28 protein-coding genes are annotated in these 23,812 nt (G+C 68.5%); 12 read left to right on the top strand and 16 right to left on the bottom strand.

Features of this window, described 5'->3' with window-relative positions; translation table 11 throughout:
* Positions 1 to 67 precede the first annotated feature (67 nt).
* Complete coding sequence (locus EV650_RS10565) at positions 68 to 448, top strand: VOC family protein (RefSeq protein WP_134117755.1); 381 nt, start codon at positions 68 to 70, stop codon at positions 446 to 448.
* Here EV650_RS10565 and EV650_RS10560 read toward each other — a convergent pair whose 3' ends face one another.
* Entirely contained in the window at positions 449 to 1,210 is a 762-nt protein-coding gene (locus EV650_RS10560) for an SDR family NAD(P)-dependent oxidoreductase (RefSeq protein WP_134117753.1), read from the bottom strand. It abuts the gene before it with no gap.
* Between the two features lie 15 nt (positions 1,211 to 1,225).
* Positions 1,226 to 1,945, bottom strand: coding sequence for an SDR family oxidoreductase (locus tag EV650_RS10555; RefSeq protein ID WP_134117751.1), 720 nt, complete (start codon positions 1,943 to 1,945; stop codon positions 1,226 to 1,228).
* Positions 1,946 to 2,045: 100 nt separating this feature from the next.
* On the opposite strand from EV650_RS10555, the gene EV650_RS10550 reads away from it, so the two are divergent.
* The gene (locus tag EV650_RS10550; RefSeq protein ID WP_134117749.1) at positions 2,046 to 2,915 is read left to right on the top strand and encodes a LysR family transcriptional regulator; all 870 of its coding nucleotides are present in this window, start codon (positions 2,046 to 2,048) and stop codon (positions 2,913 to 2,915) included.
* 42 nt (positions 2,916 to 2,957) lie between these two features.
* Positions 2,958 to 4,091, top strand: a complete 1,134-nt coding sequence (locus tag EV650_RS10545; protein WP_134117747.1) for a serine hydrolase domain-containing protein — start codon at positions 2,958 to 2,960, stop codon at positions 4,089 to 4,091.
* Here the strand turns inward: EV650_RS10545 and EV650_RS10540 are convergent, their stop codons facing one another.
* From EV650_RS10540 to EV650_RS10525, 4 genes are read right to left on the bottom strand one after another with little or no spacing between them, the layout of a single operon-like run.
* A complete protein-coding gene (locus EV650_RS10540) occupies positions 4,092 to 4,664 on the bottom strand; it encodes a dihydrofolate reductase family protein (RefSeq protein WP_134117745.1) in 573 nt (190 codons plus the stop codon).
* 59 nt (positions 4,665 to 4,723) lie between these two features.
* Entirely contained in the window at positions 4,724 to 6,559 is a 1,836-nt protein-coding gene (recQ, locus tag EV650_RS10535; RefSeq protein WP_134117743.1) for a DNA helicase RecQ, read from the bottom strand.
* Positions 6,560 to 6,618: 59 nt separating this feature from the next.
* A complete protein-coding gene (locus tag EV650_RS10530; RefSeq protein WP_134117741.1) occupies positions 6,619 to 7,038 on the bottom strand; it encodes a VOC family protein in 420 nt (139 codons plus the stop codon).
* Positions 7,035 to 7,877, bottom strand: coding sequence for an AraC family transcriptional regulator (locus tag EV650_RS10525; protein ID WP_134117739.1), 843 nt, complete (start codon positions 7,875 to 7,877; stop codon positions 7,035 to 7,037). Before EV650_RS10525 ends, EV650_RS10530 begins: the two co-directional genes overlap by 4 nt.
* Before the next feature lie 121 nt (positions 7,878 to 7,998).
* On the opposite strand from EV650_RS10525, the gene ilvD reads away from it, so the two are divergent.
* Positions 7,999 to 9,849 (top strand): dihydroxy-acid dehydratase, encoded by a 1,851-nt coding sequence (ilvD, locus tag EV650_RS10520; protein WP_134117737.1) that lies wholly within the window; start codon positions 7,999 to 8,001, stop codon positions 9,847 to 9,849.
* Here the strand turns inward: ilvD and EV650_RS10515 are convergent.
* From EV650_RS10515 to EV650_RS10500, 4 genes are all read right to left on the bottom strand, one after another.
* Positions 9,846 to 10,148, bottom strand: a complete 303-nt coding sequence (locus EV650_RS10515) for a type II toxin-antitoxin system PemK/MazF family toxin (protein WP_134117735.1) — start codon at positions 10,146 to 10,148, stop codon at positions 9,846 to 9,848. The two genes, ilvD and EV650_RS10515, sit on opposite strands and share 4 nt — an antisense overlap.
* The gene (locus EV650_RS10510; protein ID WP_134117733.1) at positions 10,148 to 10,384 is read right to left on the bottom strand and encodes a ribbon-helix-helix domain-containing protein; all 237 of its coding nucleotides are present in this window, start codon (positions 10,382 to 10,384) and stop codon (positions 10,148 to 10,150) included. Before EV650_RS10510 ends, EV650_RS10515 begins: the two co-directional genes overlap by 1 nt.
* A gap of 24 nt (positions 10,385 to 10,408) precedes the next feature.
* On the bottom strand, positions 10,409 to 11,248 hold the full coding sequence (locus tag EV650_RS10505) for an SDR family NAD(P)-dependent oxidoreductase (protein WP_134117731.1): 840 nt from the start codon (positions 11,246 to 11,248) through the stop codon (positions 10,409 to 10,411).
* Between the two features lie 84 nt (positions 11,249 to 11,332).
* On the bottom strand, positions 11,333 to 12,004 hold the full coding sequence (locus EV650_RS10500; protein WP_134117729.1) for an LON peptidase substrate-binding domain-containing protein: 672 nt from the start codon (positions 12,002 to 12,004) through the stop codon (positions 11,333 to 11,335).
* A gap of 89 nt (positions 12,005 to 12,093) precedes the next feature.
* Here EV650_RS10500 and hisD point away from each other — a divergent pair, with 89 nt between their 5' ends.
* From hisD to hisH, 4 genes are read left to right on the top strand one after another with little or no spacing between them, the layout of a single operon-like run.
* Positions 12,094 to 13,419: a histidinol dehydrogenase gene (gene hisD, locus EV650_RS10495; RefSeq protein WP_134117727.1), complete on the top strand. Its 1,326-nt coding sequence runs from the start codon at positions 12,094 to 12,096 to the stop codon at positions 13,417 to 13,419.
* Complete coding sequence (locus EV650_RS10490; protein WP_134117725.1) at positions 13,419 to 14,537, top strand: histidinol-phosphate transaminase; 1,119 nt, start codon at positions 13,419 to 13,421, stop codon at positions 14,535 to 14,537. Before hisD ends, EV650_RS10490 begins: the two co-directional genes overlap by 1 nt.
* Positions 14,534 to 15,133 (top strand): imidazoleglycerol-phosphate dehydratase HisB, encoded by a 600-nt coding sequence (gene hisB / locus EV650_RS10485; RefSeq protein ID WP_134117723.1) that lies wholly within the window; start codon positions 14,534 to 14,536, stop codon positions 15,131 to 15,133. Before EV650_RS10490 ends, hisB begins: the two co-directional genes overlap by 4 nt.
* A complete protein-coding gene (gene hisH / locus EV650_RS10480) occupies positions 15,130 to 15,771 on the top strand; it encodes an imidazole glycerol phosphate synthase subunit HisH (RefSeq protein WP_134117721.1) in 642 nt (213 codons plus the stop codon). Before hisB ends, hisH begins: the two co-directional genes overlap by 4 nt.
* A gap of 16 nt (positions 15,772 to 15,787) precedes the next feature.
* On the opposite strand, the gene EV650_RS10475 is transcribed toward hisH, so the two are convergent.
* Genes EV650_RS10475 through EV650_RS10465 form a run of 3 tightly spaced genes read right to left on the bottom strand, consistent with a single transcriptional unit; the run spans position 15,788 to position 19,062 of the window.
* Complete coding sequence (locus EV650_RS10475) at positions 15,788 to 17,170, bottom strand: ABC transporter substrate-binding protein (RefSeq protein ID WP_202874450.1); 1,383 nt, start codon at positions 17,168 to 17,170, stop codon at positions 15,788 to 15,790.
* A gap of 10 nt (positions 17,171 to 17,180) precedes the next feature.
* Complete coding sequence (locus EV650_RS10470) at positions 17,181 to 18,134, bottom strand: carbohydrate ABC transporter permease (RefSeq protein WP_134117719.1); 954 nt, start codon at positions 18,132 to 18,134, stop codon at positions 17,181 to 17,183.
* Between the two features lie 7 nt (positions 18,135 to 18,141).
* Positions 18,142 to 19,062 carry a carbohydrate ABC transporter permease gene (locus EV650_RS10465; protein WP_134117716.1) on the bottom strand — a complete coding sequence of 307 codons (921 nt, stop codon included), beginning with the start codon at positions 19,060 to 19,062 and terminating at the stop codon, positions 18,142 to 18,144.
* Between the two features lie 119 nt (positions 19,063 to 19,181).
* Here EV650_RS10465 and EV650_RS10460 point away from each other — a divergent pair, with 119 nt between their 5' ends.
* Positions 19,182 to 20,363, top strand: a complete 1,182-nt coding sequence (locus tag EV650_RS10460; protein WP_134117714.1) for an ROK family transcriptional regulator — start codon at positions 19,182 to 19,184, stop codon at positions 20,361 to 20,363.
* A gap of 17 nt (positions 20,364 to 20,380) precedes the next feature.
* On the opposite strand, the gene EV650_RS10455 is transcribed toward EV650_RS10460, so the two are convergent.
* The 3 genes from EV650_RS10455 to EV650_RS10445 are packed head-to-tail and all read right to left on the bottom strand — an operon-like array spanning position 20,381 to position 21,710.
* Positions 20,381 to 20,746, bottom strand: coding sequence for a YchJ family protein (locus EV650_RS10455; protein ID WP_134117712.1), 366 nt, complete (start codon positions 20,744 to 20,746; stop codon positions 20,381 to 20,383).
* Positions 20,746 to 21,156, bottom strand: coding sequence for a ferritin-like domain-containing protein (locus EV650_RS10450; RefSeq protein WP_134117710.1), 411 nt, complete (start codon positions 21,154 to 21,156; stop codon positions 20,746 to 20,748). Before EV650_RS10450 ends, EV650_RS10455 begins: the two co-directional genes overlap by 1 nt.
* On the bottom strand, positions 21,153 to 21,710 hold the full coding sequence (locus tag EV650_RS10445) for a cell division protein FtsK (RefSeq protein ID WP_238174130.1): 558 nt from the start codon (positions 21,708 to 21,710) through the stop codon (positions 21,153 to 21,155). The genes EV650_RS10450 and EV650_RS10445 overlap by 4 nt, the downstream gene beginning before the upstream one ends.
* Positions 21,711 to 21,882: 172 nt before the next feature.
* On the opposite strand from EV650_RS10445, the gene rimP reads away from it, so the two are divergent.
* From rimP to EV650_RS10430, 3 genes are read left to right on the top strand one after another with little or no spacing between them, the layout of a single operon-like run.
* The gene (rimP, locus tag EV650_RS10440; protein ID WP_134117708.1) at positions 21,883 to 22,413 is read left to right on the top strand and encodes a ribosome maturation factor RimP; all 531 of its coding nucleotides are present in this window, start codon (positions 21,883 to 21,885) and stop codon (positions 22,411 to 22,413) included.
* Position 22,414: 1 nt separating this feature from the next.
* Complete coding sequence (gene nusA / locus EV650_RS10435) at positions 22,415 to 23,407, top strand: transcription termination factor NusA (RefSeq protein WP_134117706.1); 993 nt, start codon at positions 22,415 to 22,417, stop codon at positions 23,405 to 23,407.
* A gap of 45 nt (positions 23,408 to 23,452) precedes the next feature.
* Entirely contained in the window at positions 23,453 to 23,782 is a 330-nt protein-coding gene (locus EV650_RS10430; protein ID WP_134117704.1) for a YlxR family protein, read from the top strand.
* Positions 23,783 to 23,812 lie beyond the last annotated feature (30 nt).

Below are 23,812 nucleotides of genomic sequence, written 5' to 3'. Positions count from 1 at the left end.
GTCGAAAAGGCCGGATCGGGTTCTACCTCTTGGTGAAAGCACCTCTTCACAACCAAGGAGAACCACGATGAATCACATCAGCGAGATCCGGACCGTCGGCGTACCGGTGACCGACCAGGACCGCGCGGTGACGTTCTACACCGAGACGCTGGGGTTCGAGCTGCTGATGGACGCTCCGCTGCCGCAGTTCGGCGGCCGGTGGATCGTCGTCGCCCCGGCCGGCTCGGCGGGCGCGTCCGGAAGCGTTGCGCTCGTACCGGCGAGCGACGGCAACCCGGCCGGTGTCGACACCGGGATCCGGATGGGCAGCCCGGACGCCAAGGCGGCGCATCAGCATTTCCTCGACGTCGGTGTCGACACCGACGAGCTGCTCGAGTGGCCGGGCATCCCGCCGATGTTCAGCCTCCGCGACCAAGACGGAAATCGGCTCTACATCTCCGAGGGCTGATCAGCTCGGAAGTTGTACTCCGGTGAGCGAGGCGCAGGCGTCGAGGAAGGCGTCCTGCGTCTCGCGATCCGACGCCGCCGGATTCGTCCGGTGCAGCTGCCGGTGGTAGTAGTACCCACCGCTCGGCGTACTCGGCGCGATTGCCAGCCAGACCTGCGTCAGATGCGCCCGACTGAGATCGCCCGGCGCGCCTCGACCGCCCATCTTCGTCGCAACCCAGCCCGGATCCACCGCGTTCGACAGCACGTCCGGCCAGAGCCGGGCGACGGCGAACGCCAGGATCACGTCGTGGAGCTTGGAGTCCGAGTACGCCTGCGCTCCGCGCCACCGCCGCCGTACCCACTGCAGATCGTCGAGTACGACGTCACCGCCCTCGTGCATGCCCGAGCTGAGATAGATCAGCCGCTCCGGCCGGTCGATCAACGCGGTCAGCAGGTACGGCGCCAGCGCGTTGATCGCGAACACGTGCTCCAACCCGTCCACGGTCTCGATCCGCGGCTCCTGATATCCGACGGCCGCGTTGTGGACGACCACGTCGAACCGCCCCGACTCGTTAGCCTGCCGAGCCACGTCCCGCGTCTCGTCGATGCTCGCGAGATCGCCGACGAGCACAGCAGTCGCTTCGGGTACGGCACGAAGAGCATCGTCGGCACGCTCCTGGTTGCGAGCATGCAGCACGACCTCATGTCCTTGCGTAACCAGCTCTCGGGCAACCATCTGCCCGAGCCCGTCCGCGGAACCGGTGATCAGAATGCGTGTCACGAGACCCACTCTGCCTCACACCAGGACATGGCCGCCGTCGACGGTCACGATCGTGCCCGTCGCGTAGCCCTGGTTCATCAGGTAGACGTACGCCGCGGCGATGTCCGTGACCTCACCGACCCGGCCGACGGGGAGCAGCCGCGATGTCTCGTCGTACAACGTCTCCTGGTCCTCGACGGGCATGTTCGACCACAGCGGCGAGCGGACCACGCCGGGCTTGACCGCGTTGACGCGCAGCGGGGCGAGTTCGACGGCTAGTGCGCGGACGAGGGAGTCGACCGCGCCGCAGATGCTGGCCGCCACTGACCAGCCTGGGCTCGGTCGGTCGCCGGCGGCACCGGTGGTGAGTACGACGGAACCGCCTGGCCGGATCTTGGCCGCCGCGGCGCTGACCGCACCGAGTGCGCCGAAGTAGCGGAGCTCGAACGCCTTGCGAGCGCGGGCCAGGTCCATCGACGCGACCTCGATCAGGGCGAGCGACTCACCCGCGGTGTAGACGAGGTGGTCGAACGGGTCGAGGCCGTCGAAGAACGCCTTGACCGCCGCGGCGTCGGTGAGGTCGACCGCCTCGCCGGACGCGGTCGCGGGCAGTGCGTCCAGCGCTCGCTTCACCGACTCAGGGTTGCTGGAGGCAACGATCACGGTCGCGCCCTGGGCGGCGGCGAGCTGAGCGGTGGCGAGGCCGATCCCCGACGTACCGCCGAGGAGGACGACGCGCTGATCCTGCAGAGTCATGGGGACTGCCTTTCGTGGTGGGGATTCCCTTCCACGATGCGGTCGCCGGGCGGCCGCCGTCCAAGACCTGTTCGGGCCGCTGTAATACCCTGAAGGTATTATGGACCTCGATCTCCGCAAGCTCCGGTACTTCGTGGCCGTCGCCGAGGAACTGCACTTCGGCCGGGCGGCGGAGCGACTGCACATCGCGCAGCCGGTGCTGTCGCGGCAGATCAGGGCCCTCGAGGACGAGCTGCGGGCTCAGCTGTTCGTCCGTACCAAGCGCGCCACCGAGCTGACTCCGGCCGGTCGGCAGCTGCTCGACGACGCTCGCCCGCTGCTCGCAGCCGCGGACGCGACGCGCAGACGGGTTGCTCAGGCGACCAGGGGATCGAAGACGTTCACCATCGGGTTCATGCCGGGGCTGACCGTCACCGAGGCGGTCCGGTCCTTCGGGGCGACGCATCCCGACCTCGAGGTCGAGCTGATCCGGACCACCTGGTTCGACCAGGTCGCCGTACTGCACGACGGCCGGGTCGATGTGAGTGTCGTCCGGTTGCCGATCGATCAGGCCGGGCTGACCGTCCGCCCGCTGTTCGAGGAGCCGCGGGTCGCGACGTTGCCCGCCGATCATCGGCTGGCCGGCAAACCGGTCATCGACATCACCGACTTGGCCGACGAGCACCTGCTGCAGGACCCGGACGCCGTACCGGAGTGGCGCGATATCGCCCTCGAGCTCCGCACCCGGACCGCGAAACCGGTGCCGGTCATGCGCAGCGTCGAGGAGAAGCTGGAACACGTTGCCACCGGCCGTGGGATCTCGATCATCCCGTTGTCGGTCGCCACGTTCTACCAACGTCCCGACGTGGTCACGGTCCCGGTCAGCAATCTCGCCCAGAACAGCGTCTGCCTCGCCTGGATGTCGTCCCGCCGTTCAGGCCTGATCCAAGACTTCGCTGCCCTGGCGCCTTCCGTTCGATGGACTGCCTGATCGGGCAGGTCCGGTTGGCCCGCGCGGTGCCATGATCGAGGGATGAGAAAAGCTGGGGCGGCAATGCTGCTGTTGGCGTTGGTGGGCTGCTCTGGTGGGGGATCGACGAGCACAACCCCGGCCGCGGTGGGCTTTCCCAACCCGGCGACAGAGGCCCTGGACCCGGCGAAGGCCAAGGTCTTGCAGGACGTGCTCGCGAAGATCGTCGCGTTCCCGGACTCGCCGGCAGGGGCGCGGGGCGCGACCGCGGCGGTCATCACCGACAAGTGGGCCTGGTCCGGGGCGGCGGGAAAGGATGCGCTCGGGACGGCGTTGGTGCCGACCACGAGTATGGGCGTTGCGAGCATCACGAAGACGTTCGTCGCGTCGGAGGTGATGCTGCTCGCGAAGGCGAAGAAGATCGACCTCGACGCGCCGCTCTCGACGTACGTGAAGCACAAGCTGACCGCCAACAACGCGACCGTTCGGCAGCATCTCTCGATGACTTCGGGAGTGCAGGACTATCGACCCGAGGACTACCTCCGGATGGACAAGGTCATCGAGGCTGCGCCCAGCAGGCACTGGACGCCCGAGGACGCGCTGTCCTACGACAGCATGCCTGTCGGGGCAGCGAGCAGTCCCTACAGCTACAGCAATCCCAGCTACGTGCTGCTCGGCATGATGATCGAGAAGGTGACCGGTCAGCCGCTCGCCACCGTGCTCCGGCGGGACCTGGCTGCACCGGCCGGTCTGCAGCACGCCGCCTTCCAGGATGCGGAGAAGCCCCAACCGCCGGCCGCTCAGGACGTCAACGCAGCCTGTGGCAAGCCCGACGGCTACCTGCCGTGCCGTGCGATCGCCAGCCTGTCCGCGGCGAACGGCGGGATGGCCGCCGATGCGCCGACGATCGCGCGCTGGGGCTACGAGTTGTACGGCGACCGGGTGCTGCCGGCCGAGCTGGTCGATCAGATGACCACGGGCGACGGCGAGTACGGGCTGGGCACGATGCTGTTCTCCGAGCGGTTCGGTATCGGTACGGCGTACGGCCATCGTGGGGAGTCGTCCGATCACACCTGCGTGCTGGTCGTGGTCCCGGAGAAGAAGGTCTCGGTTTCCCTCATCCTTGCCGACGGCAACAAGAACGTCGACGGTGTGATGGCCGAACTGACCAAGGCCCTGCAACCGTTGCTGGGTTGATCAGCGGCGTACCCGGTAGCGGATGTGGGTCGCCTGCGGTGTGTCGATCACCCGGACGATCTCGAGCTCGATGCGCTCCGGCAGTACGTCGAACAACCGCATCCCGCTGCCGAACAACACCGGCACCTGGTCGATCTGCAACTCGTCGAGCACCCCGGCCGCCAGTGCGGTCTGGGCCGTGATCGCGCCGTGAACCAGCACGTCCTTGTCGCCGGCCGCAGCCTTTGCCTGGGCCATTGCGGTCTCGATGTCGCTCACGAAGGTGACCGACTCGTACTTCGAGGTCGCCGCCGGATCGTTGCTGAGGACGAACAGGGGTACGCCGTGATGGGCGCCACCGTAGTAGTCGACCTGTTCCGCCGTACGACGACCGACCACCACGGCACCGGTCGCCATCAACTCGTCGTAGATCACGCCGGCCTCGCCCGCCGGCCGGCCCACCTCGCCGTCGGCGTCGAGGTACCACTCGTGCAACCGCATGAAGTCGTCGCCGCCCGGGTTGCCCGGCCGGTCGTTCGGGCCGGCGACGTAGCCGTCGGCGGACATCGACATCAACAGCACCGATGAACCCATGTTCGTTCTCCCTCTGGAGGGCGCGGCCGATCCGTGCTCCTGCCTTCGCGTCGAAGAGCTCAGTCCGAATTCGACAGGGCTTCCAGTACTCCCTCGCCGTACTTGGCCAGTTTGTTGTCGCCGACGCCGCTGATCTTGCCCAACTCGGCCAGCGAGGACGGCAGATCGGTGGCGATCTGCCGGAGCGTCGCGTCGTGGAAGATGACATACGCCGGGACGCCCTGCTCCTTCGCCGCCGCCCCCCGCCACGCGCGCAACCGCTCGAACACCGGCGCCGCCTCGGGCGCGAGATCAGCCACCGCCTTCTTCTTCGCACTCGAGGAAGACCTCGACCGAGTCCGCTCCGGCTCGCGCCGCATCATCACCTCGCGGCGCCGCCCGAGCACCTCAGTGCTCTCCTCGGTCAGCACCAGCGTGCCGTAGTCGCCCTCGACCGCCAGCAGCCGCAGCGCCAGCAGCTGCCGGACCACCCCGCGCCACTCGGTGTCCTTCAACTCGCTGCCGATCCCGAACACCGACAGCTGCTCGTGCCGGAACTGCTTGACCTTCTCGGTCTCCTTGCCGAGCAGGATGTCGACCAGCTGCCCGGCGCCGAACTTCTGCCCACGCTCGTGCTGCAGCCGATAGACCGTCGACAACAGCTTCTGCGCCGCGATCGTCCCGTCCCACGACTCGGGCGGCGTCAGACACGTGTCGCAGTTCCCACAAGCCTCGCCGTGCTGACCGAAGTACGCGAGCAGTTGCGACCGCCGGCACTCGACGGTCTCGCACAGCGCGAGCATCGCGTCCAGGTGTGAGCCGAGCCGGCGCCGATGCGCGAGGTCACCCTCGGACGTGTCGATCATCTTCCGCTGCTGCACGACGTCTTGCAGGCCGTACGCGAGCCAGGCCGTCGACGGCAGTCCGTCCCGCCCGGCGCGGCCGGTCTCCTGGTAGTAGCCCTCGACCGACTTCGGCAGATCGAGATGCGCGACGAACCGGACGTCCGGCTTGTCGATCCCCATCCCGAACGCGATCGTCGCGACCACGACCAGCCCGTCCTCGCGCAGGAACCGGGCCTGGTTGGCCGCGCGGGTCCGGCTGTCCAGGCCGGCGTGGTAGGGCACGGCCTCGATCCCGTTCTGGGTCAGGAAGGCGGCGGCCTTCTCGACGCTGTTGCGGGAGAGGCAGTAGACGATGCCCGCGTCACCCTTGTGCTCGGTGCCGAGCAGGTCGAGCAGTTGCCGCTGCGGGTTGTCCTTCGGAACGATCCGGTACTGGATATTCGGCCGGTCGAAGCTCGCGACGAAGTGCTTCGCCTCGGACAGGTTCAGCCGGGTCGCGATCTCCTGGTGGGTCGCGTCGGTCGCCGTCGCGGTCAAGGCGATCCGCGGTACGTCGGGCCACCGCTCATGCAGCTCGGACAGCATCAGGTAGTCCGGCCGGAAGTCGTGCCCCCACTGGGACACACAGTGCGCCTCGTCGATCGCGAACAGCGCGATCTTGCCCTGGTCGAGCAGCCGCACGGTCGCCTCGACCCGGAGCCGCTCGGGCGCGAGGTACAACAGGTCCAGCTCGCCGGCCAGGAATGCCTGCTCGACCTCGCGCCGCTGCTCGTAGTCCTGCGTGGAGTTGAGGAATCCCGCCCGTACGCCGAGAGCCGTCAGCGCGTCGACCTGGTCCTGCATCAAAGCGATCAGTGGCGAGATCACTACGCCGACGCCGGATCGGACCAGGGCCGGGATCTGGTAGCAGAGCGACTTGCCGCCGCCGGTCGGCATCAGCACCAACGCGTCGCCGCCGGCGACCACGGTGTCGATGATCTCGGCCTGCTCCCCGCGAAAGGCGTCGTACCCGAAGACCCGCCGCAGGATCTGCAGGGCTTCGGAATCGGGCAGTCCGGTTGTCTCGCTCACCCCGGCGAGTCTAATGAGATCGACCGACGGATGCCGACTCGATCGCCGCAGCCTGTGGATTACTTGGAGATTTCACCGGCATACGTGCCGACGCTCCACAGATTGCCCTCGGGATCGCGCACCGTGAACCCACGCGATCCGTAGTCCGTGTCCTCCAGACCGCGGACGACGACCGCGCCCGCGCCGATCGCACGGCCGATCAGGCTGTCCGGGTCGTCGTGGACGAGATAGACCGACTGAGTCCGTTCGGCGAGTGCGGTGAATTCGTCCGGCTCTGCCTTGGCATCGGCGGATCCCATCATGATCCCGCCACCGGTCGGCCAGGCCAGCTCAGCATGGGCGATCGACCCGTCGGTCACCCCGGCGTACGACGCGATGACAGTGAAGCCGAGGCCTTCGGTGAGGAACTTCAGCGCGGCCTGCCCGTCCCGGTAGTGCAGCCCTGGCCAGACGCCGATCACGTTCGTTGTTGTGTTCATACCTCCGACTGTCGGTCACCGGCGGCCGGGAAGTCTTGAAGGTTTGGGAGTTCCTCGGTCATCCACTGGCGGGGTGAGCAGCCGGCGATGGTGCGGAACTCGCGAGTCAGGTGGGCCTGGTCGGCGTACCCGACGCTGGCTGACAGATCGGCCAGCCGGGTGCGTGGCTGTCGCCGTAGCTGTCCGGTGACGCGTTCGAACCGCAGTACTCGAGCCGCGACCTTCGGCGCCAGGCCGAACTCGGCGGTGAATCGGTCGGTCAGATGCCGCCGGCTCCAGCCGACCTCGGTCGCCAGCTCCTGTACGCCGATCGCACCGCCCGACGCGCAGAGCCGCTGCCAGACCCAGCCGACCTCCGGACGGACCGTGGCTGTCTCTCGCGCGCCGAGCTGCTGGAGTAGCGCGACCTCGAGGAGGTCGAACCGCCGCTGCCAGCTCGACTCCTCGCGCAGCCGATCGGTCAGCTCGCGGGCCGGGCGGCCGAGCACCTCGTCGAGGCCGATCACCGTCTTGGCGAGCTCGCCCGGCGGCAGGCCGAGCAACGCCCGCGCGGCCGGGGGAGTGAGTGAGAGCTGCACGCCGGCACGACTGGGTGTCTGGCCGATGTGCACCGCGGTCGAGTGCAGTCCGCCGACGAGGGCGTCGTACTTCTCCACCGGTCGACCAGGCCAGGCAACGCCCAGCGGATCGTCCAGCGTGATGACAAGAGTCAGGAAGCGCGAGGGCAGGCCGCGGTGCAGCTGTGGGGGATCGCCGTCGTACGCGTACCCGACGAGGTCGCCGACGTACGGGCGCAGGGCAGGCTGCACCGGTCGTGTGTGGTGCTCCATCCCTGCCATGAAGTCAGGCTAGATCCGACCACCGACAGAATCACCACTCCACGATTCGGGACCCGCGTACCGCCATCCGGACGGGCGTGGCAACATCGGTAGCGTCGTTCTACTGCGAGGAGATGTCGTCGTGCCTGCTCTGAGGTCCCGTACTGTCACCCACGGCCGCAACATGGCGGGCGCCCGCGCGCTCATGCAGGCCTCCGGGGTAGCCCGTGAGGACTTCGGCAAGCCGATCATCGCGGTGGCGAACAGCTTCACCGAGTTCGTGCCGGGTCACACGCACCTCGCGCCGGTCGGTCGGATCGTCTCCGAGGCGATCCATGCGGCCGGTGGGATCGCGCGTGAGTTCAACACGATCGCCGTCGACGACGGGATCGCGATGGGCCACGGCGGCATGCTCTACAGCCTGCCGTCGCGGGACCTGATCGCCGACTCGGTCGAGTACATGGTCGAGGCGCACTGCGCGGACGCGCTGGTCTGCATCTCGAACTGCGACAAGATCACCCCCGGCATGCTCAACGCCGCACTCCGGCTGAACATCCCGACCGTCTTCGTGTCCGGCGGTCCGATGGAGGCCGGCCGGGCCACGCTGGTCGACGGAACGGTTCGCAAGCTCGACCTGATCGACGCGATGTCCGAGGCCGTCAACGAGAACGTCTCCGACGCCGACATCCTGCGGATCGAGGAGAACGCCTGTCCGACCTGCGGGTCGTGTTCGGGCATGTTCACCGCGAACTCGATGAACTGCCTGACCGAGGCGATCGGCCTCTCGCTGCCGGGCAACGGTTCCGTCCTCGCGACCCACACCGCCCGCCGCGCGCTGTACGAGAAGGCCGGCGAGACCGTCGTACAGATCACCAAGCGGTACTACGACAACGACGACGCGACCGTGCTGCCGCGGAACATCGCGACCAAGGAAGCCTTCGGGAACGCGATGGCGCTGGACATCGCGATGGGCGGATCGACGAACACGATCCTGCACCTGCTGGCCGCCGCGCAGGAGGCCGAGGTCGGCTTCGATCTGGACGACATCAACGCGGTCTCCCGCCGGGTGCCTTGCTTGGCGAAGGTCGCGCCGAACGTGGCACCACAAGGCACGTACTACATGGAGGACGTGCACCGCGCCGGCGGCATCCCGGCCATCCTCGGTGAGCTGCACCGCGCCGGCCTGCTGAACGAGAACATCAACACCGTGCACAGCGACTCGATCGACGACTGGCTGAAGAACTGGGACGTGCGCGGCGGCTCGCCGTCGCCCGAGGCCGTCGAGCTGTGGCACGCGGCGCCGGGCTGCAAGCGGTCGGCGACCGCGTTCTCGCAGTCCGAGCGGTGGGAGACCCTCGACACCGACGCGGCCGGCGGGTGCATCCGCGACTTCGAACACGCCTACTCCAAGGACGGCGGTCTCGCCGTACTGAAGGGGAATCTGGCCGTCGACGGCTGTGTCGTCAAGACGGCCGGCGTGGACGAGTCGATCTGGACGTTCCAGGGACCTGCGGTCGTGTGTGAGTCGCAGGAGGAGGCCGTCGAGAAGATCCTGGCCAAGCAGGTGCAGCCCGGCGACGTCGTGGTGATCCGGTACGAGGGTCCGAAGGGCGGCCCCGGGATGCAGGAGATGCTCTACCCGACCTCGTTCCTGAAGGGCCGCGGCCTGGGCAAGGTCTGCGCGCTGGTGACGGACGGCCGCTTCTCCGGCGGTACGTCGGGACTCTCGATCGGCCACGCATCACCCGAGGCAGCATCCGGCGGCACCATCGCCCTGGTCCAGGACGGCGACCAGATCAAGATCGACATCCCCGGCCGCTCCATCGAGCTGCTCGTCTCCGACGACGAACTGGCCACCCGTCGCGTCGCGCTCAACGGCGTCTACGCTCCCCGCGCTCGCGAGCGCAAGGTCTCCCAAGCGCTCCGTGCGTACGCCGCAATGGCAACCAGCGCGGACAAGGGTGCCGTCCGCGACGTCAGCAAGCTGGGCTAGAGCTCGAGGTCGAACGCCAGGTTGATCGCCTCGGCCAGGAGGGGTTCCTGGTCGGGGTGGAGGTGGCCGATCAGGCGGCCGAGTTGCGACTTGGGGATGGTCTGGATGTTGTCGCAGGAGATGGCGCTCGGGTGATCGAGGCCGTTGTCCGGGCCGACCAGGACCTCGGTGGACAGGCCGCGGATCGTGCTGGTGATCGGGGCGACTGTGACGTTGGTGAGGCGTGGGCGGATGAGCTCGCGAGTGAGGACCACGACCGGCCGCGGCTTGTCGAGCCGGGCGATGTGGATCGGACGCATCAGTCGAGATCGCTGAGGACGGTGCCCGAGGCCGCGGTGGCGAGGCCGTCCAGGTCGTCGTACCCGCCGTGCTCGCTCAGGATGGCCAGGTCGCGGGCGGCCAGTTCGCGGCGACGCTCACGCTCCATCGCCCGGGCGACCACGGACGCCCGGCTCGTCGCCTTGTCGGTGGCGACGAGCTCGTCCATGAAGGCGACCAGGTCGTCCGGCAGCCTGACCGTGATCTGTTTGCTCATACCACGACCATACCGCGCTGGGATTCATTTCGGTAGCGTCGTCTGCTGCTGCAACGTCTCCCACAACCGCGCGGCCGCGTCCGTGTCCTGCGCGGCCGCCGACGGGTCGGTACGCCGCTCACGCGAGTAGTACAGGCCGGACTCATCCGCCACGTCCGGTGACGTGGCGAGCCAGACCAGGGTCTCCGCACCCTGTTCCGGCGTACGGGCGAACGGCTTGGTCATCGCCATCATCAGCTTCATCAGCCGGCCGTTGTTCGTGTTGAACCCGGTCGAGACCAGCCCCGGCTCGAAGGTGTATGTGCGGATCATCGGCACCCGCCGGCCCAGCTCCCCGCTCAGCAGGATCAGCGCGAGCTTGGTCTCGCCGTACCGCCGTAGCGATCCGCCCGTCAGCTTGGCGGAGGTCGAGAAGTACCGCTCACCACTCAGGTCGTCGAAGTCGATCCGCTTCGCCTTCTCGTGCTCGTCCGATGCCGTCCCGATCACCCGGGCCCAGGGCGAGAAGTGGCCGGCGAGCAGGGTGGTGATCAGGTACGGCGCGACCACGTTCAGAGCCCACGTCAGCTCGATGCCGTCCACCGACACCTGGTGGCTGCCGTACATCGCGCCGGCGTTGTTCACCAGCACGTCGATCGCCGGCGCCCGCCCTCTGACGTCGCGCACCATCTCCCGGATCGACGCCTGCGAGGTCAGATCCGCCTCGAAAACATCCGCCCCACCCAGCTCGCCCGCGACCCGCTCAGCCTTCTCCCGGTCCCGGGCCACCAGCCCGATCCGAGCCCCCTCCCGCGCCAATCGCCGTACCGCCGCCAACCCGATCCCGTTGGTCCCACCCGTGATCAGCACATACTTCTCGTCCATCCCCTGACTCCTCCCTAGCCCCGCCCGATCGCAGTCTAGGGACGCGACCGGTCCTCGGGCGTCACTTGGACGGAGGTCGAACCGTCAGTTGGGGGAGAGGGCCGACCAGGTGATGAGGTCGATGGCGGGGAGGGACGGGAGGGCGGCGATGGCGGCGAGTTCGCTGTCGATCAGGCCGACGAGCTGAGTCAGGCGGTCGGTGGCGTCCGGGGCCTCGAGGAGCTTCTGGCGTTCCGGGGTCATCAGTTTCATCGCGGCCGACATCAGGTACGACAGCGTGCCGGGGTCGTCGGGGAGCTCGCCCAGGTGCAGGCCGGGGCGGCTGATCTCGCTCACGGCTTCGGCGTACTTCCGGAACCGCTTGACCGCGACCAGCGCCGTGGTCAACGGGTCGTCGCCGAGGTCGTCGTCCAGCCACTCGACGTCCGCGACCAGGTAGTCACCGGTGCCGTCCAGCTCCGCCACCTTGAACCGCCGGTTGCCGGTCAGCGTGACCTCGACCGGCCCGTCGTCGTCCGGGTCCAGCGTGATCTCGGAGATCGTCGCCGCGCAGCCGGTCCCGTACAGCGACCGGAACACCCGCTCACCGAGCTCGTACCCGTCCCGGACCGCGAGCGCCCCGCAGACCAGTTCGCCGCCGTTCTCGACCAGGTCGCGGATCACCGCACGGCCCTGTACGTCGGTCACCGGAATCGCCAGCACCAGCCCGGGGAAGATCACCGTGTCGACAGTGAGCAGCGGCAGGCGGGAGTCCATATGGTCGAGCCTAGGGCATCACACCTGGTAACGGCCCGGCTTGTGGATACGGCGCGAGGTTGACGGGTCGTCACCACTAGACTGGCGGCATGATTCGCCGCGTCGACCTGCGGGGCCGAGTGGCGGCCGGAGAGGTTACCGACCTCCAAGCCGAAGTGAACGCCCTCGTCCCCCGAGCCGTGTTCGACGTCGAGAAGGCTCTCGACGTCGTCCGACCCATCTGCCTGGACGTCCGCCATCGCGGCCTCGAGGCGATCCGGGGGTACGGCGAGAAGTTCGACCATGTCCGCGTCGAGGACATCCGGGTCCCGGCCGAGGCGCTGAAGACCGCGCTCGAGGAGCTCGACCCGGTGGTGCGTAGCGCCTTCGAGGAGTCGATCCGCCGGGTCCGGGAGGTCAGCCAGGACGAGCTCACCGCCGACATCGCCTCCGAGCCCGCACCGGGCGGACGGGTGACTCAGCGGTTCGTCCCGGTCCAGCGCGTCGGGCTGTATGTCCCGGGCGGTCGTGCGCCGCTGGCGTCGTCGGTGGTGATGAACGTCGTTCCGGCTCAGGTGGCCGGCGTACCGTCGCTTGCTGTTGCATCGCCGCCACAGAAGGAGTTCGGCGGTCTGCCGCACCCGACGGTGCTCGCGGTGTGCGCGTTGCTCGGCATCGAAGAGGTGTACGCGATGGGCGGCGCGCAGGCGATCGCCGGGTTCGCGTACGGCTTCGACGGCTGCAAGAAGGTCAACCTGATCACCGGACCGGGCAACATCTACGTGGTCGCCGCCAAGCGGTTCCTGATCGGTGAGGTCGGGATCGACTCCGAGGCCGGCCCGACCGAGATCGCGATCCTCGCCGACGACACGGCCGACCCGATCCACGTCGCCGCCGACCTGATCAGCCAGGCCGAGCACGACCCGATGGCTGCCAGCGTATTGGTGACACCGAGCGAGACCCTTGCGGCGGCGGTCGAGGCCGAGCTCGCGCTCCAGGTTGCGACCACGTGGCACCAGGATCGCGTCACCGAAGCGTTGAGTGGTCAGCAGTCGGCCGTCGTACTGGTTGACGACCTCGACCAAGGCACCGCGGTAGCGGACGCGTACGCCGCCGAGCACCTGGAGATCCAGACTGCCGACGCCGAGGAGCGCGCGGGGCTGATCAACAACGCCGGCGCGATCTTCGTCGGCGGCTGGTCGCCGGTATCGCTGGGCGACTACTGCGCCGGCTCCAACCACGTCCTGCCGACCGCCGGTTGCGCCTGTCACTCGTCGGGCCTTTCGGTGCGTAGCTTCCTCAAGGCCATGCACGTCATCAACTACTCCCGCGACGCCTTGCACGAGGTCGCCGGTCACGTGGTCGCGCTGGCCCACGCCGAGGACCTGCCGGCTCACGGTGCCGCGGTGTCCGTCCGATTCCCAGGAGCGAACTGATGGGCCGCTTCGACGGGCTGCCGATCCGCGAGGAGCTGAAGAGCTTCGAGCCGTACGGCGCCCCGCAGCTCGACGTACCCGTCCTGCTCAACGTGAACGAGAACCCGTACCCGGCGAGCGAGGAGACGGTCGCGGACATCGCGGCCGCCGTGGCCGTCGCGGCCCGCGGGATGAACCGCTACCCGGATCGCGAGTTCCTCGACCTCCGCGCAGATCTCGCGGCGTACCTGGCCCGGGAGTCCGGCGCGCAGCTCGCCCCCGAGCAGATCTGGGCGGCGAACGGGTCCAACGAGGTCATGCTGCACATCCTGCAGGCCTTTGGCGGCCCCGGGCGTACGGCGCTGTCGTTCGCCCCGACCTACTCGATGTACCCGGAGTACGCACGGGACACGAACACCGGCTGGGTCACCGGTCGTCGTGCCGAGGACTTCACCCTCGACCCGAGCAAGGCCCTGGCCGCGATCTCCCGGCACCACCCGTCGGTCGTGTTGCTTGCCTCGCCCAACAACCCGACCGGTACGGCGCTGCCGATCGAGGTGGTCGAGGCGATCGCGGCCCGCACCGCCGCGTTGGGTTCGGTGCTGGTGGTCGACGAGGCGTACGCCGAGTTCCGCCGGACCGGGACGCCGAGTGCGGTCTCGCTGCTCCCGACGTACCCGAATCTCGCTGTCGCGCGGACGATGTCGAAGGCGTTCGCGATGGCGGGCGGCCGGGTCGGTTATCTTGCCGCCAGCAAGCAGTTCGTGGACGCGCTGCGGATCGTCCGGCTGCCGTACCACCTGTCCGCGGTGACGCAGGCGGTCGCGCGGGCCGCGCTGCGGCACTCGGACGAGCTGCTCGGCCGGGTCGAGCAGCTGCGGGTCGAGCGGGACGAGACGGTCGACTGGCTGCGGTCGCTCGGGCTGCGTGCGGTGGATTCGGACGCGAACTTCGTCCTGTTCGGCACGTTCGCCGATCGGCACGCGGTCTGGCAGTCGCTGCTGGACGACGGCGTACTGATCCGGGAGACCGGTCCGGACGGCTGGCTGCGGGTCTCGATCGGCACCGGCGAGGAGATGGCCGCGTTCCGCGCTTCACTGGAGCGCATTCTCAAGACAGACACGGGAAGGTTGTCATGACGCGCACTGCCCGGATCGATCGGGAGACGAGCGAGTCCAAGGTGCTGGTCGAGCTCGACCTGGATGGCACCGGTCGGGCCGAGATCTCAACGGGTGTTGGGTTCTACGACCACATGCTCAACGCGCTCGCCAAGCACGCGCTGCTCGACCTGCACGTGAACACGGTCGGCGATCTCGAGATCGACGCGCACCACACGGTCGAGGACACCGCGATCGGCATCGGCCAGGCTTTGAAGGAAGCGCTGGGCGACAAGCGCGGCATCCGGCGCTTCGGCGACGCGACCGTCCCGCTGGACGAGGCGCTCGTGCACTGCACGGTCGACTTGTCCGGCCGGCCGTACTGCGTGCACACCGGCGAGCCGGAGGGGCAGGTCTACGCGATCATCGGCGGCGACTACGCCGGCTCGCTGACCCAGCACGTGTTCGAGACGCTCGCGTTCAACGCTGCGATCTGCGTGCACATCCGGGTGCTGTCCGGCCGCGACCCGCACCACATCGTCGAGGCGCAGTTCAAGGCGTTCGCCCGAGCGCTGCGGGCCGCCGCCGAGCTCGACCCGCGGCAGCCGGGCATCCCCTCCACCAAGGGCGCTCTGTGAGCAAGAAGGTCGTCCTGCTCGACTACGGCTCGGGGAACATCCGGTCGGGGGAGCGGGCGCTGCAGCGCGTCGGCGCGGACGTCACGGTCACCTCCGACTACGAGGAAGCGCTGAACGCGGACGGCCTGCTGGTCCCCGGCGTCGGCGCTTACGAGGCCTGCATGACCGGGCTCAAGGCGGTCCGGGGCGACGTGATCGTCGACCGCCGGCTGACAGGCAGCCGCCCGGTGCTCGGCATCTGTGTCGGCATGCAGATCCTGTTCGCCCGCGGCATCGAGCACGGCGTCGAGACCGAGGGCTGCGACCAGTGGCCCGGCTCGGTCGAGCGGCTCCAGCCCGAGTCCGCCGAGCCCGTACCGCACATGGGCTGGAACACGGTCGACGTCCCGTCGGGCACCGCGCTGTTCGACGGCATCGAGAAGGAACGGTTCTACTTCGTCCACTCGTACGGCGTCCGCAGTTGGCAGCTCAACGACACCCGCGAATCGGTCGCCCCGCTGGTCACATGGACGACGTACGGCGGTGACAAGTTCGTCGCGGCCGTGGAGAACGGTCCGCTGAGCGCGACCCAGTTCCACCCAGAAAAGTCCGGCGACGCCGGCGCCACCCTCCTGGAGAACTGGGTCCGCTCCCTCTGAATACCTGCCTTCCTACCTACTGGGCGACTTTGAACAGGTCGTCGAGCTGGGTGTTGAGCTTCGTCAGCGAGCTGATCGGCGAGCTGCCGATGTAGACGGCGTCGAAACGTGGTGCCATCAGCGCCGCGATGTCGGCCGCGTTCGTCGTCACCGGGAACAGGAACGTCGTCTTGTCCACGACCTGCCGGGTGAACGGGGTGACATCGAGCTTGCGTTCGGACTTGTTGAAGGCGATCGCCAGCTGCGTGCCGGCCGGCCGGGCCGGGAAGACGACGCCGGACTGGCCGATGATGTTCTGGCACTCCGCCCCGGACAGGAACGCGACCCACTTGGCGGCGTTCTCGGGCTGCTTCGACAGTGTGGTGACCGAGTCGGCCAGGCCGTTGAACATCGACGCACGCTTGCCGCTCGGCCCGATCGGGGTCGGCGCCAGCCCGATGTCCAGCTTCTTGCCGGCGGAGTCGGTGAGCTTGGTGAAGCTGGAGATCATCCACGACCCACTGAGGCCGAGAGCCGCCGTACCGGACTGGATCTGCTTGTCCGTGCCGATCGCACTGGCGCCGCCGATCTCTTCGTAGCTGGGCATGTAGCCCTTCTGTACGAGACCGAAGTACCAGCTCAGGGTGTCCTGGAGAGCCGGCTGGTCCAGGTTGAACTTCGTGCCCCAGGGGTTCTTGTCGGTGGCCTGCCAGCCCGCGCTGCCGGCGAACGCCGACCACTGCGTCTGACCCCAGCCACCGCCACCGGATCCCTCGGAGGCGAGGCCGTGCGTCTTGACGTGCGTCTTGTCGAAGCCCGGCTGGTCGCCCCGGACCCCCTTCTCGTCGATGGTCAGATGTGCGACGAGCTTCTCGAACGTGCCGCCGTCCTGGGGATTCCAGGTGAGGTTCTGCAACTCGGCGGGATCCACGCCGCCCGCCTTGAGCGCGGCAGCGTCGTAGAAGATGGCAATCGTGTCCCAGTCCTTCGGGGCGCCGTACCGCTTGCCGTCCTGGCCCTTCCACAACTCCGCCAGGCCTTGCTGATAATCGCCGTCCTTGATGTCGCTGGTCGGGCCGAGGTCGTCGAGGGGACGGAGGACCTTCAGATCGACGTACTGGGCGAACTTCGACAGGTGGTCGGTGAAGACGTCGGGTGCGGTGTCGGCGATGAAGCCGGCGGTGAGCTTTGACCAGTACGCGTCCCAGCCGTACTGCGAGATGTGGATCTTCAGACCGGGGTTGGCCTTGGCGAACGCGTCGGCGCACTTCTGGTAGCCCGGCTGCTGGGCCGAGTCCCACAGCCAGTACTCGATGGTGCCGTTCGCGCTGCTGCCGGTCGTACCGCCACAGGCCGCCAAGGCCGTCACGGTGACCAAGGCGACCGCCGCGGTGCGGATCCGTTGCCGGAAGGTGATCATGCCGGGCTCCTCACTTGATCCCGCTGAAGCCGATGGAGTTGACGATGCGTTTCGCGAACAGCATGAACAGCACCAGCATCGGTAGGGCGGCGACGAGGGTCGCGGCCATCAGGCCGGACCAGTCGGGGCCGGTCTGCGGCGTCTGGGACTTGAAGACGCCGAGCGCGACGGTGAGGACGCGCGACTTATCGGTGTAGCTGACCATCAGCGCCCAGAAATACTCGTTCCAGGAGGCGATGTAGGTCAGGATCGCCAGCGTCGTGATCGGCGCGAGCGACATCGGGATGATCAGGCGGAAGAACACCCGCACCTTGGAGGCGCCGTCCATCAGTGCGGCCTCTTCCACCTCGCGGGAGATACCCAGGAAGAACTGGCGCAGGAAGAACACCGCGAACGGCGTCATGAACATCGTCGGCAGCGCGATCCCGAGCAGGGTGTCGACCAGACCGAGTTGCTTGATCAGCACGAAGTTCGGCAGCAGGGTGAAGATCGCGGGGATCATCAGGCCGGCCAGGAAGAACGCGAAGACCTTCTCGCGGTGCTTCCACTGCAGCCGGGCGAACGCGTACGCCGCCATCGCGGAGAAGAACACCTGCCCGGCGGTGATGAGCGTCGAGACGACGACGGAGTTGAACAGGTAGCGCCAGAAGTTGATCGCCTGCCCGGCGCCACCGGCGTCGATCGCCTCCTGACCGGTCTGCAGGCCGAAGACCCGTTCGAATCCGCCGGCCGAGGTCTGCACCGGGAGCAGGCTGCCGGATCCGGCGTACAGGGCGTTGTTGCTGGACAGGGCGGTGCGCAGCATCCAGTAGAAGGGGAACAGACTGACCAGGATCACGAGGATCATGAAGCTCCAGGCGAGCGCGCGGCCGAAGTTCAGCCGGCGCGGCTCTGCTGGGGGTGTGTCGCGTCGTACGGCGACGGGGCCGACGGTCGCGACCGTCGGGGTGGTGTCGGTAGCCATGCTGCCCTCACGCCAGATCTGAGGTCTCGGCCCGGGTGAGCCGGTACTGGAGGAATGTGACGACCACCAGGACGGCGAGCAGCGCCACCGACATGGCCGACGCGTAGCCGAACTGGAAGCGGCCGAACGCGACGTCGTAGATGTAGAACTGCAGTACCCGGGACGAGTCGACGGGTCCGCCGCGGGTCGCGATCGCCACCGTGTCGAAGACCTGGAAGGAACCGACCACGGTGATGATCAGCACCAGCGAGAGGATCGGCCGCAGCAGCGGCACCGTGATGCTGCGGAACATCCGGACCTCGCTCGCACCGTCGATCCGGCCGGCCTCGTAGACGGTCTCCGGGATCGTCTGCAACCCGGCGAAGATCAGCAGCGCGGTGTAGCCGACATGCCGCCAGACGTTGATGAACGCGATCGTTGGGATGACCCACGAGCTGGACGACAGGAACGGGATCCGGTCGACGCCGACGGCGGCCAGGATCGTGTTGCCGATGCCGAGCTGGTAGTCGAGGATCCAGAGGAAGACCATCGCGGCCACCACGTTCGAGACCAGGAACGGCGTCAGCACGATGCCGCGCAGCCAGGTCCGCTGCGTCAGCCGCTGCATCATCACCGCGATCACCAGCGCCAGTACCGTCTGGAGGCCGATGTTCAGGATCACGTAGTAGAGCGTCACCTTCAACGCGTTCCAGAACACCGGGTCCTGGACCATCCGGACGTAGTTGTCCAGGCCGTTGAACTGCGGCGGCGTGAGCAGGTTGAACTTGGTGAAGCTCAGGTAGATCCCGCGCAAGGTCGGCCAGACCAGGAAGACGCCGAAGCCGATCAGTGCGGGAAGGATGAACAGCAGCGCCAGACGGGTGTCGTCGCGCGGGCCGTTCCTGGCGCGGCCGGACTTCGCCGACCGGATCGAGGTCGTGGTGACCATTAGCTCTCCTTCGCCCGGGGACTGGTCGCCGGGGTCCGGGGCTATTTACAGTCAGATTGAAAATAAGCCATGCTGGCGACTGTGACAAGGGTCACAGGGCCGCTTTGTAAGCTGGGCGGATGGCAGTGACGGGCGCTTCTGAACGGTCAGCCGGTGAGCGAGGGCTGACCGCGGGACAGCTGGCTGTCACGCGCCAGTTGCTGATCCACGGGCCGGCGACCCGCGGCGACCTGGGCGACCGGCTCAACCTCTCCTACGCGTCGATGTCCCGGTTGGCCCGGGCTCTCATCGGTGGCGGCATCGCGACCGAGGACCCCGAGTCGGCAGCAGCGATCGGCCGCCCCCGGCACGTCCTGACCGCGGTGCCCAGTGCCCGGCACGTCGTCGGCGTCAAGCTCACCGGCGACACCGCGTACGGCGTCGTCTGCGACCTGTTCGGCGACGTCAAAGCGACCACGAGGGCGGCCCTGCCCCGGCCCGAGGAGGACGGCGTCGTGCCGGTCGCGGGCACCGTGAAGCTGATCGCCCAGCTGGCGAACCGGCTCGCGCCGAAGGTGCCGAGCGTTGACGGCATCGGGGTGGCTGTCGGTGGGGTGATCGCGGATCGTTCGGTCGTACGCGAGGGGACGTTCCTCGGCTGGCGGGACGTCGATCTCGGCACACCGCTGCAGGACCGGAGTGGTCTGCCGGTCATTGTCACCAACGACGTCACGGCGCTGGCTCGCGAGCAACTCTGGTTCGGTGCCGGCCGCACCCACTCGACCTTCGGCATCGTCACCGTCGGCGCGGGCCTCGGTGTGGGCGTGGTCAGGGAGGGCGTCGCCGTCGAGGAACTGATCGACAACGGTCATCTGCTGGCGCACTCGCCTGTCGACGGCAGCGGGCCTACCTGCACCCTCGGCCACCGGGGGTGCGTGGCGGCCTACCTCAACCGGGAGGATCTCGAGCGCCACGCCTCGGCGGCCGCCAAGCACCCGGTCACCCTGACCGACCTGGTCCGGGCCCGGTCCGGCGGCGACCCGGCCGCCGCTCGTCGGCTCGACGACGCCGCCCGGGCACTCGGACACGTCGTGGCGTCGTTCGCCGGGGCGCTCCAGACGACCTGCATCGTGCTGGCCGGCGAGGACATCGCCGCCTTCACCGACTCGCCCGCTCTGCAAGCGGCGATCGACGATCGACTCCGGCCAGGACCGTTGGAGACGCAGCGCTGCGCCCTTGAGGTCGTCGCCACCCCGCTGACCTTCACCGACTGGGCCCGCGGCGCCGCGGTAGCAGGCATCCAGCACGTCCTCGGCGCCTGAGTTGCGACTCAGTTCGCTCACTCTGACGGCGCGACGTACATCCATTCGCCGTTCTCGCGGGTGAAGCGGCTGTTCTCGTGCTGGGACCCGCCCGCGTAGTTCGCGCGGAACTCAACCGTGCCCTCGGTGTGGAACGCGCTGCCGCCGGTGCTGCCGAGGATCTCGAGGCCTGTCCAGCGGATGTTGTCGCTCAGCCGGAGTTGCGGTGGGCGGGTCGTGGAGTGCCAGGTGCGGAGCAGGTACGCCGTGTCGCCGACCACGAAGGCGGTGTAGCGCGACCGCATCAGCTGCTCGGCGGTGCTGGCCGATGCACGTCCTTGGTGCAGGCTGCCGCAACAGTCGTCGTACGTCGCGCCCAGACCGCACGGGCAGCGTTTGGCCATCAGACGAGGCCCGGGAAGGCGACCGGCGCGCCGCCCCAGGTGAGCTGGCTGCTCGCGGAAGTCAGCAGACCCTCGATCGCGAACGTCCGGACCGCCGGCTGCTCAGCAGCCTCGACCAGGTCGCCGTACACCGCAGCGATCCGCCGCTCGATCACCAGGACCAGCGCCGTCGCAGTGGCGGCGTTCGTGACCGCTTGGGGCAGGTCGTACGCCGGTTCGGCCACGACCGGAGTCTGGTTGGCGGCGACGAGCAGCGCCGTCAGGTGGTCGCGGTTGGCGCGATGCCGATCGAAGGCTTCGGTCGCGTCCCGGAACCGGGCGCCGCTGAGCTTCCCGCCGGCCACACCCACGCCGTAAACGGCGGCGTGTTCGCCGGCGAGGGCGGCTTGGAGAGCTTCGACCTGGTTCACGAAGCATCCTTCTTCTTCGGCGGGGTGAGCGAGGAACTCAGCTGGGTTTCGGCGGCGGCGATCATCGCCAGGGTGCGGGCGGAGGCGCCGGAGAGCTTGGCTGCGGCCGCCGCGTGGGTGGCGGCTGCGACAGCCTCCTGCTTGGCGATCGCGGCCAGGGCGGCTACGGAGGTGGCGGGTGCCGCCGGCGCCTTGGTGGTGGCCGCGGCCACGCCCTGGGTCTCCTTGAGCTTCACAAGGTGACTGGCGTGGTACTTCGCTCCGGCGGCCAGCTTGGCCCGCAGCGCGGGGAACTTGCGGCTGACAGTTGCGTAGAGCTGCGACAATTGAGTTACCTGGGTCGCTGCTGCGCTGAGCGCCGCAACGATGGCCGGGTCCACGGTCGGCGTCTCCGCCGTTGGTCCCGGCGATCCTGACGACGGCGTGCCGTTCACGGCTCCCGGCGTACCAGCGCCTGCCGCTGCGTCGTCCTTGCAGCCGGCCAGCGCGGCCGCGCCGGGAACGAGGGCGGCGGTCACGAGCATGGCACGTCGGGTCGGGCGGCGTTCAGGCACGGCGGAACGATACCCGGTGACCCGTCGAACCCCGGCCGGAGACGGGCCGATGACGTGCTGGGACGTGCCGGTGACCTGGACAGCAGGCCCGGCCGGATAGGGTGGGCTACTGCCCTCGGCTGGACCGCCGGGGGTGCAACGGGTGCACAACTGGAGAGAGGCAGGTCAACCTGTGAGCCGAAAGCCGAACCACGCGGGCCACACGGACACCACGAGCCTCGAGAACTTCCTGCGGCCGATCGTCGGGCAGTTCGGCTGCGACCTGGAGGCCGCGGATGTCACGCCGGCCGGTCGCCGCCGCTTGCTGCGCGTCCTGGTCGACCGCGACGGCGGGATCAGCCTCGACGACGTCGCCGACGTCACCCGGGCCATCTCCAAGGCGCTCGACGCCGACGACATCATGGGCGACGGCGCCTACACGCTGGAGGTCTCCAGCCCCGGCGTCGACCGGCCACTCACCTTGCCCCGGCACTGGCGCCGCAACATCAGCCGGCTGGTCGCTGTCACGCTGATCGCCGGCGGGAAGGTGACCGGCCGGATCAAGTCCGCCTCCGACGAGGCGGCCGAGCTGGACGTCGACGGCAAGTGGGAGACCGTCGCGTACGCCGACGTGGAGAAGGCCAAGGTCCAGATCGAATTCAACCGGGCTGCCGGCAACGACACTGAAGAAACACCTGCCGACGGCACGGTGGAGGAGAACTGACATGGACATCGACATGGCCGTCCTGCGGTCACTTGAACGCGAGAAGGACATCGCGATCGAGGTCGTCGCCGAGGCGATCGAGGCGGCCCTTCTGGTCGCGTACCACCGGACCGAGGGGGCCCAGCAGCACGCCCGCGTCGAGCTGGACCGCAAGACCGGGCACGTGACCGTCTACGCCAGCGAGCTGGCCGAGGACGGTACGCCGGCCCGCGAGTACGACGACACCCCGGCCGACTTCGGCCGGATCGCCGCGACCACGGCCAAGCAGATCATCCTGCAGCGGCTGCGCGACGCCGAGGACGAGGTCCGGTACGGCGAGTTCTCCGGCAAGGAGGGCGACATCGTCTCCGGCGTGGTCCAGCAGGGCCGCGACCCGCGGTCGGTGATGGTCGACCTCGGCAAGATCGAGGCCGTGCTGCCCGCGCCCGAGCAGGTGCCGGGGGAGAAGTACGACCACGGCTCCCGCCTGCGGGTGTACGTCGTCGGTGTCCGCAAGGGCTTCAAGGGCCCGCAGATCACCGTCAGCCGGACCCACCCCGGCCTGGTGAAGAAGCTGTTCGCGCTGGAGGTCCCGGAGATCGCCGACGGCACCGTCGAGATCACCGCGATCGCCCGCGAGGCCGGGCACCGGACCAAGATCGCCGTCCGGACCCTGAACCCGTCGGTGAACGGGAAGGGCGCCTGCATCGGGCCGATGGGCCAGCGGGTCCGCAACATCATGCACGAGCTGCACGGCGAGAAGATCGACATCATCGACCACAGCGACGATCCGGCCACTTTCGTCGGGAATGCGCTGTCCCCGGCGCAGGTTAGTTCGGTTGAGGTGATCGATGCCGCGGCCCGCTCGGCGCGCGTCGTCGTACCCGACTATCAGCTCTCGCTGGCGATCGGCAAGGAGGGGCAGAACGCCCGCCTGGCCGCCCGGCTCACCGGCTGGCGGATCGACATCCGCCCGGATACCGATGTGACTCGTGAGAGCGAGAAGGTAGACTGATCTCTCGGTCCGTCGACTGAGTCGCAGCCACACCCTGAGGAACACGTGAAAGTTGCTACAGACGCGCGCCCCGGCAAGCCGCGGGAGCGTACCTGTATCGGGTGTCGGAAGCGGTCCAGTCCGGCTGACCTGCTGCGGATGACGGTTTTCGAGGGACTTGTCCTTCCGGATCCCGATCGTCGGGCACCTGGCCGCGGGGCGCATTTGCACCCGGCGACCGAGTGCTTCGACCTCGCCGTCCGGCGCAAGGCGTTCCCACGGGCCTTCCGGGTCCAGGGGCCGCTCGACGTGACCGGGCTGCAGGAGTACGTCGCGCAGCGTGATAGGGAAGATGTAGAACAAAAGGCGGCCAACCGGCCGTCCACGGCGGTCTGACCGGACCGTCGTGACCGACATGAAGGCGGG

The organism is Kribbella kalugense, assembly GCF_004365875.1.
Lineage (GTDB): Bacteria > Actinomycetota > Actinomycetes > Propionibacteriales > Kribbellaceae > Kribbella > Kribbella kalugense.
Note: the sequence above shows the minus strand (reverse complement) of the source record. Positions and strands in the feature narration are given on the sequence as shown.

Coding starts and splice junctions, on each gene's coding strand:
- EV650_RS10565 (WP_134117755.1), top strand. CDS start 68: ATGAATCACATCAGCGAGATCCGGACCGTCGGCGTACCGGTGACCGAC.
- EV650_RS10555 (WP_134117751.1), bottom strand. CDS start 1,945: ATGACTCTGCAGGATCAGCGCGTCGTCCTCCTCGGCGGTACGTCGGGG.
- EV650_RS10550 (WP_134117749.1), top strand. CDS start 2,046: ATGGACCTCGATCTCCGCAAGCTCCGGTACTTCGTGGCCGTCGCCGAG.
- EV650_RS10545 (WP_134117747.1), top strand. CDS start 2,958: ATGAGAAAAGCTGGGGCGGCAATGCTGCTGTTGGCGTTGGTGGGCTGC.
- EV650_RS10540 (WP_134117745.1), bottom strand. CDS start 4,664: ATGGGTTCATCGGTGCTGTTGATGTCGATGTCCGCCGACGGCTACGTC.
- EV650_RS10530 (WP_134117741.1), bottom strand. CDS start 7,038: ATGAACACAACAACGAACGTGATCGGCGTCTGGCCAGGGCTGCACTAC.
- EV650_RS10525 (WP_134117739.1), bottom strand. CDS start 7,877: ATGGCAGGGATGGAGCACCACACACGACCGGTGCAGCCTGCCCTGCGC.
- EV650_RS10515 (WP_134117735.1), bottom strand. CDS start 10,148: ATGCGTCCGATCCACATCGCCCGGCTCGACAAGCCGCGGCCGGTCGTG.
- EV650_RS10510 (WP_134117733.1), bottom strand. CDS start 10,384: ATGAGCAAACAGATCACGGTCAGGCTGCCGGACGACCTGGTCGCCTTC.
- EV650_RS10505 (WP_134117731.1), bottom strand. CDS start 11,248: ATGGACGAGAAGTATGTGCTGATCACGGGTGGGACCAACGGGATCGGG.
- EV650_RS10500 (WP_134117729.1), bottom strand. CDS start 12,004: ATGGACTCCCGCCTGCCGCTGCTCACTGTCGACACGGTGATCTTCCCC.
- hisD (WP_134117727.1), top strand. CDS start 12,094: ATGATTCGCCGCGTCGACCTGCGGGGCCGAGTGGCGGCCGGAGAGGTT.
- EV650_RS10490 (WP_134117725.1), top strand. CDS start 13,419: ATGGGCCGCTTCGACGGGCTGCCGATCCGCGAGGAGCTGAAGAGCTTC.
- hisB (WP_134117723.1), top strand. CDS start 14,534: ATGACGCGCACTGCCCGGATCGATCGGGAGACGAGCGAGTCCAAGGTG.
- EV650_RS10475 (WP_202874450.1), bottom strand. CDS start 17,170: ATGATCACCTTCCGGCAACGGATCCGCACCGCGGCGGTCGCCTTGGTC.
- EV650_RS10470 (WP_134117719.1), bottom strand. CDS start 18,134: ATGGCTACCGACACCACCCCGACGGTCGCGACCGTCGGCCCCGTCGCC.
- EV650_RS10465 (WP_134117716.1), bottom strand. CDS start 19,062: ATGGTCACCACGACCTCGATCCGGTCGGCGAAGTCCGGCCGCGCCAGG.
- EV650_RS10460 (WP_134117714.1), top strand. CDS start 19,182: ATGGCAGTGACGGGCGCTTCTGAACGGTCAGCCGGTGAGCGAGGGCTG.
- EV650_RS10455 (WP_134117712.1), bottom strand. CDS start 20,746: ATGGCCAAACGCTGCCCGTGCGGTCTGGGCGCGACGTACGACGACTGT.
- nusA (WP_134117706.1), top strand. CDS start 22,415: ATGGACATCGACATGGCCGTCCTGCGGTCACTTGAACGCGAGAAGGAC.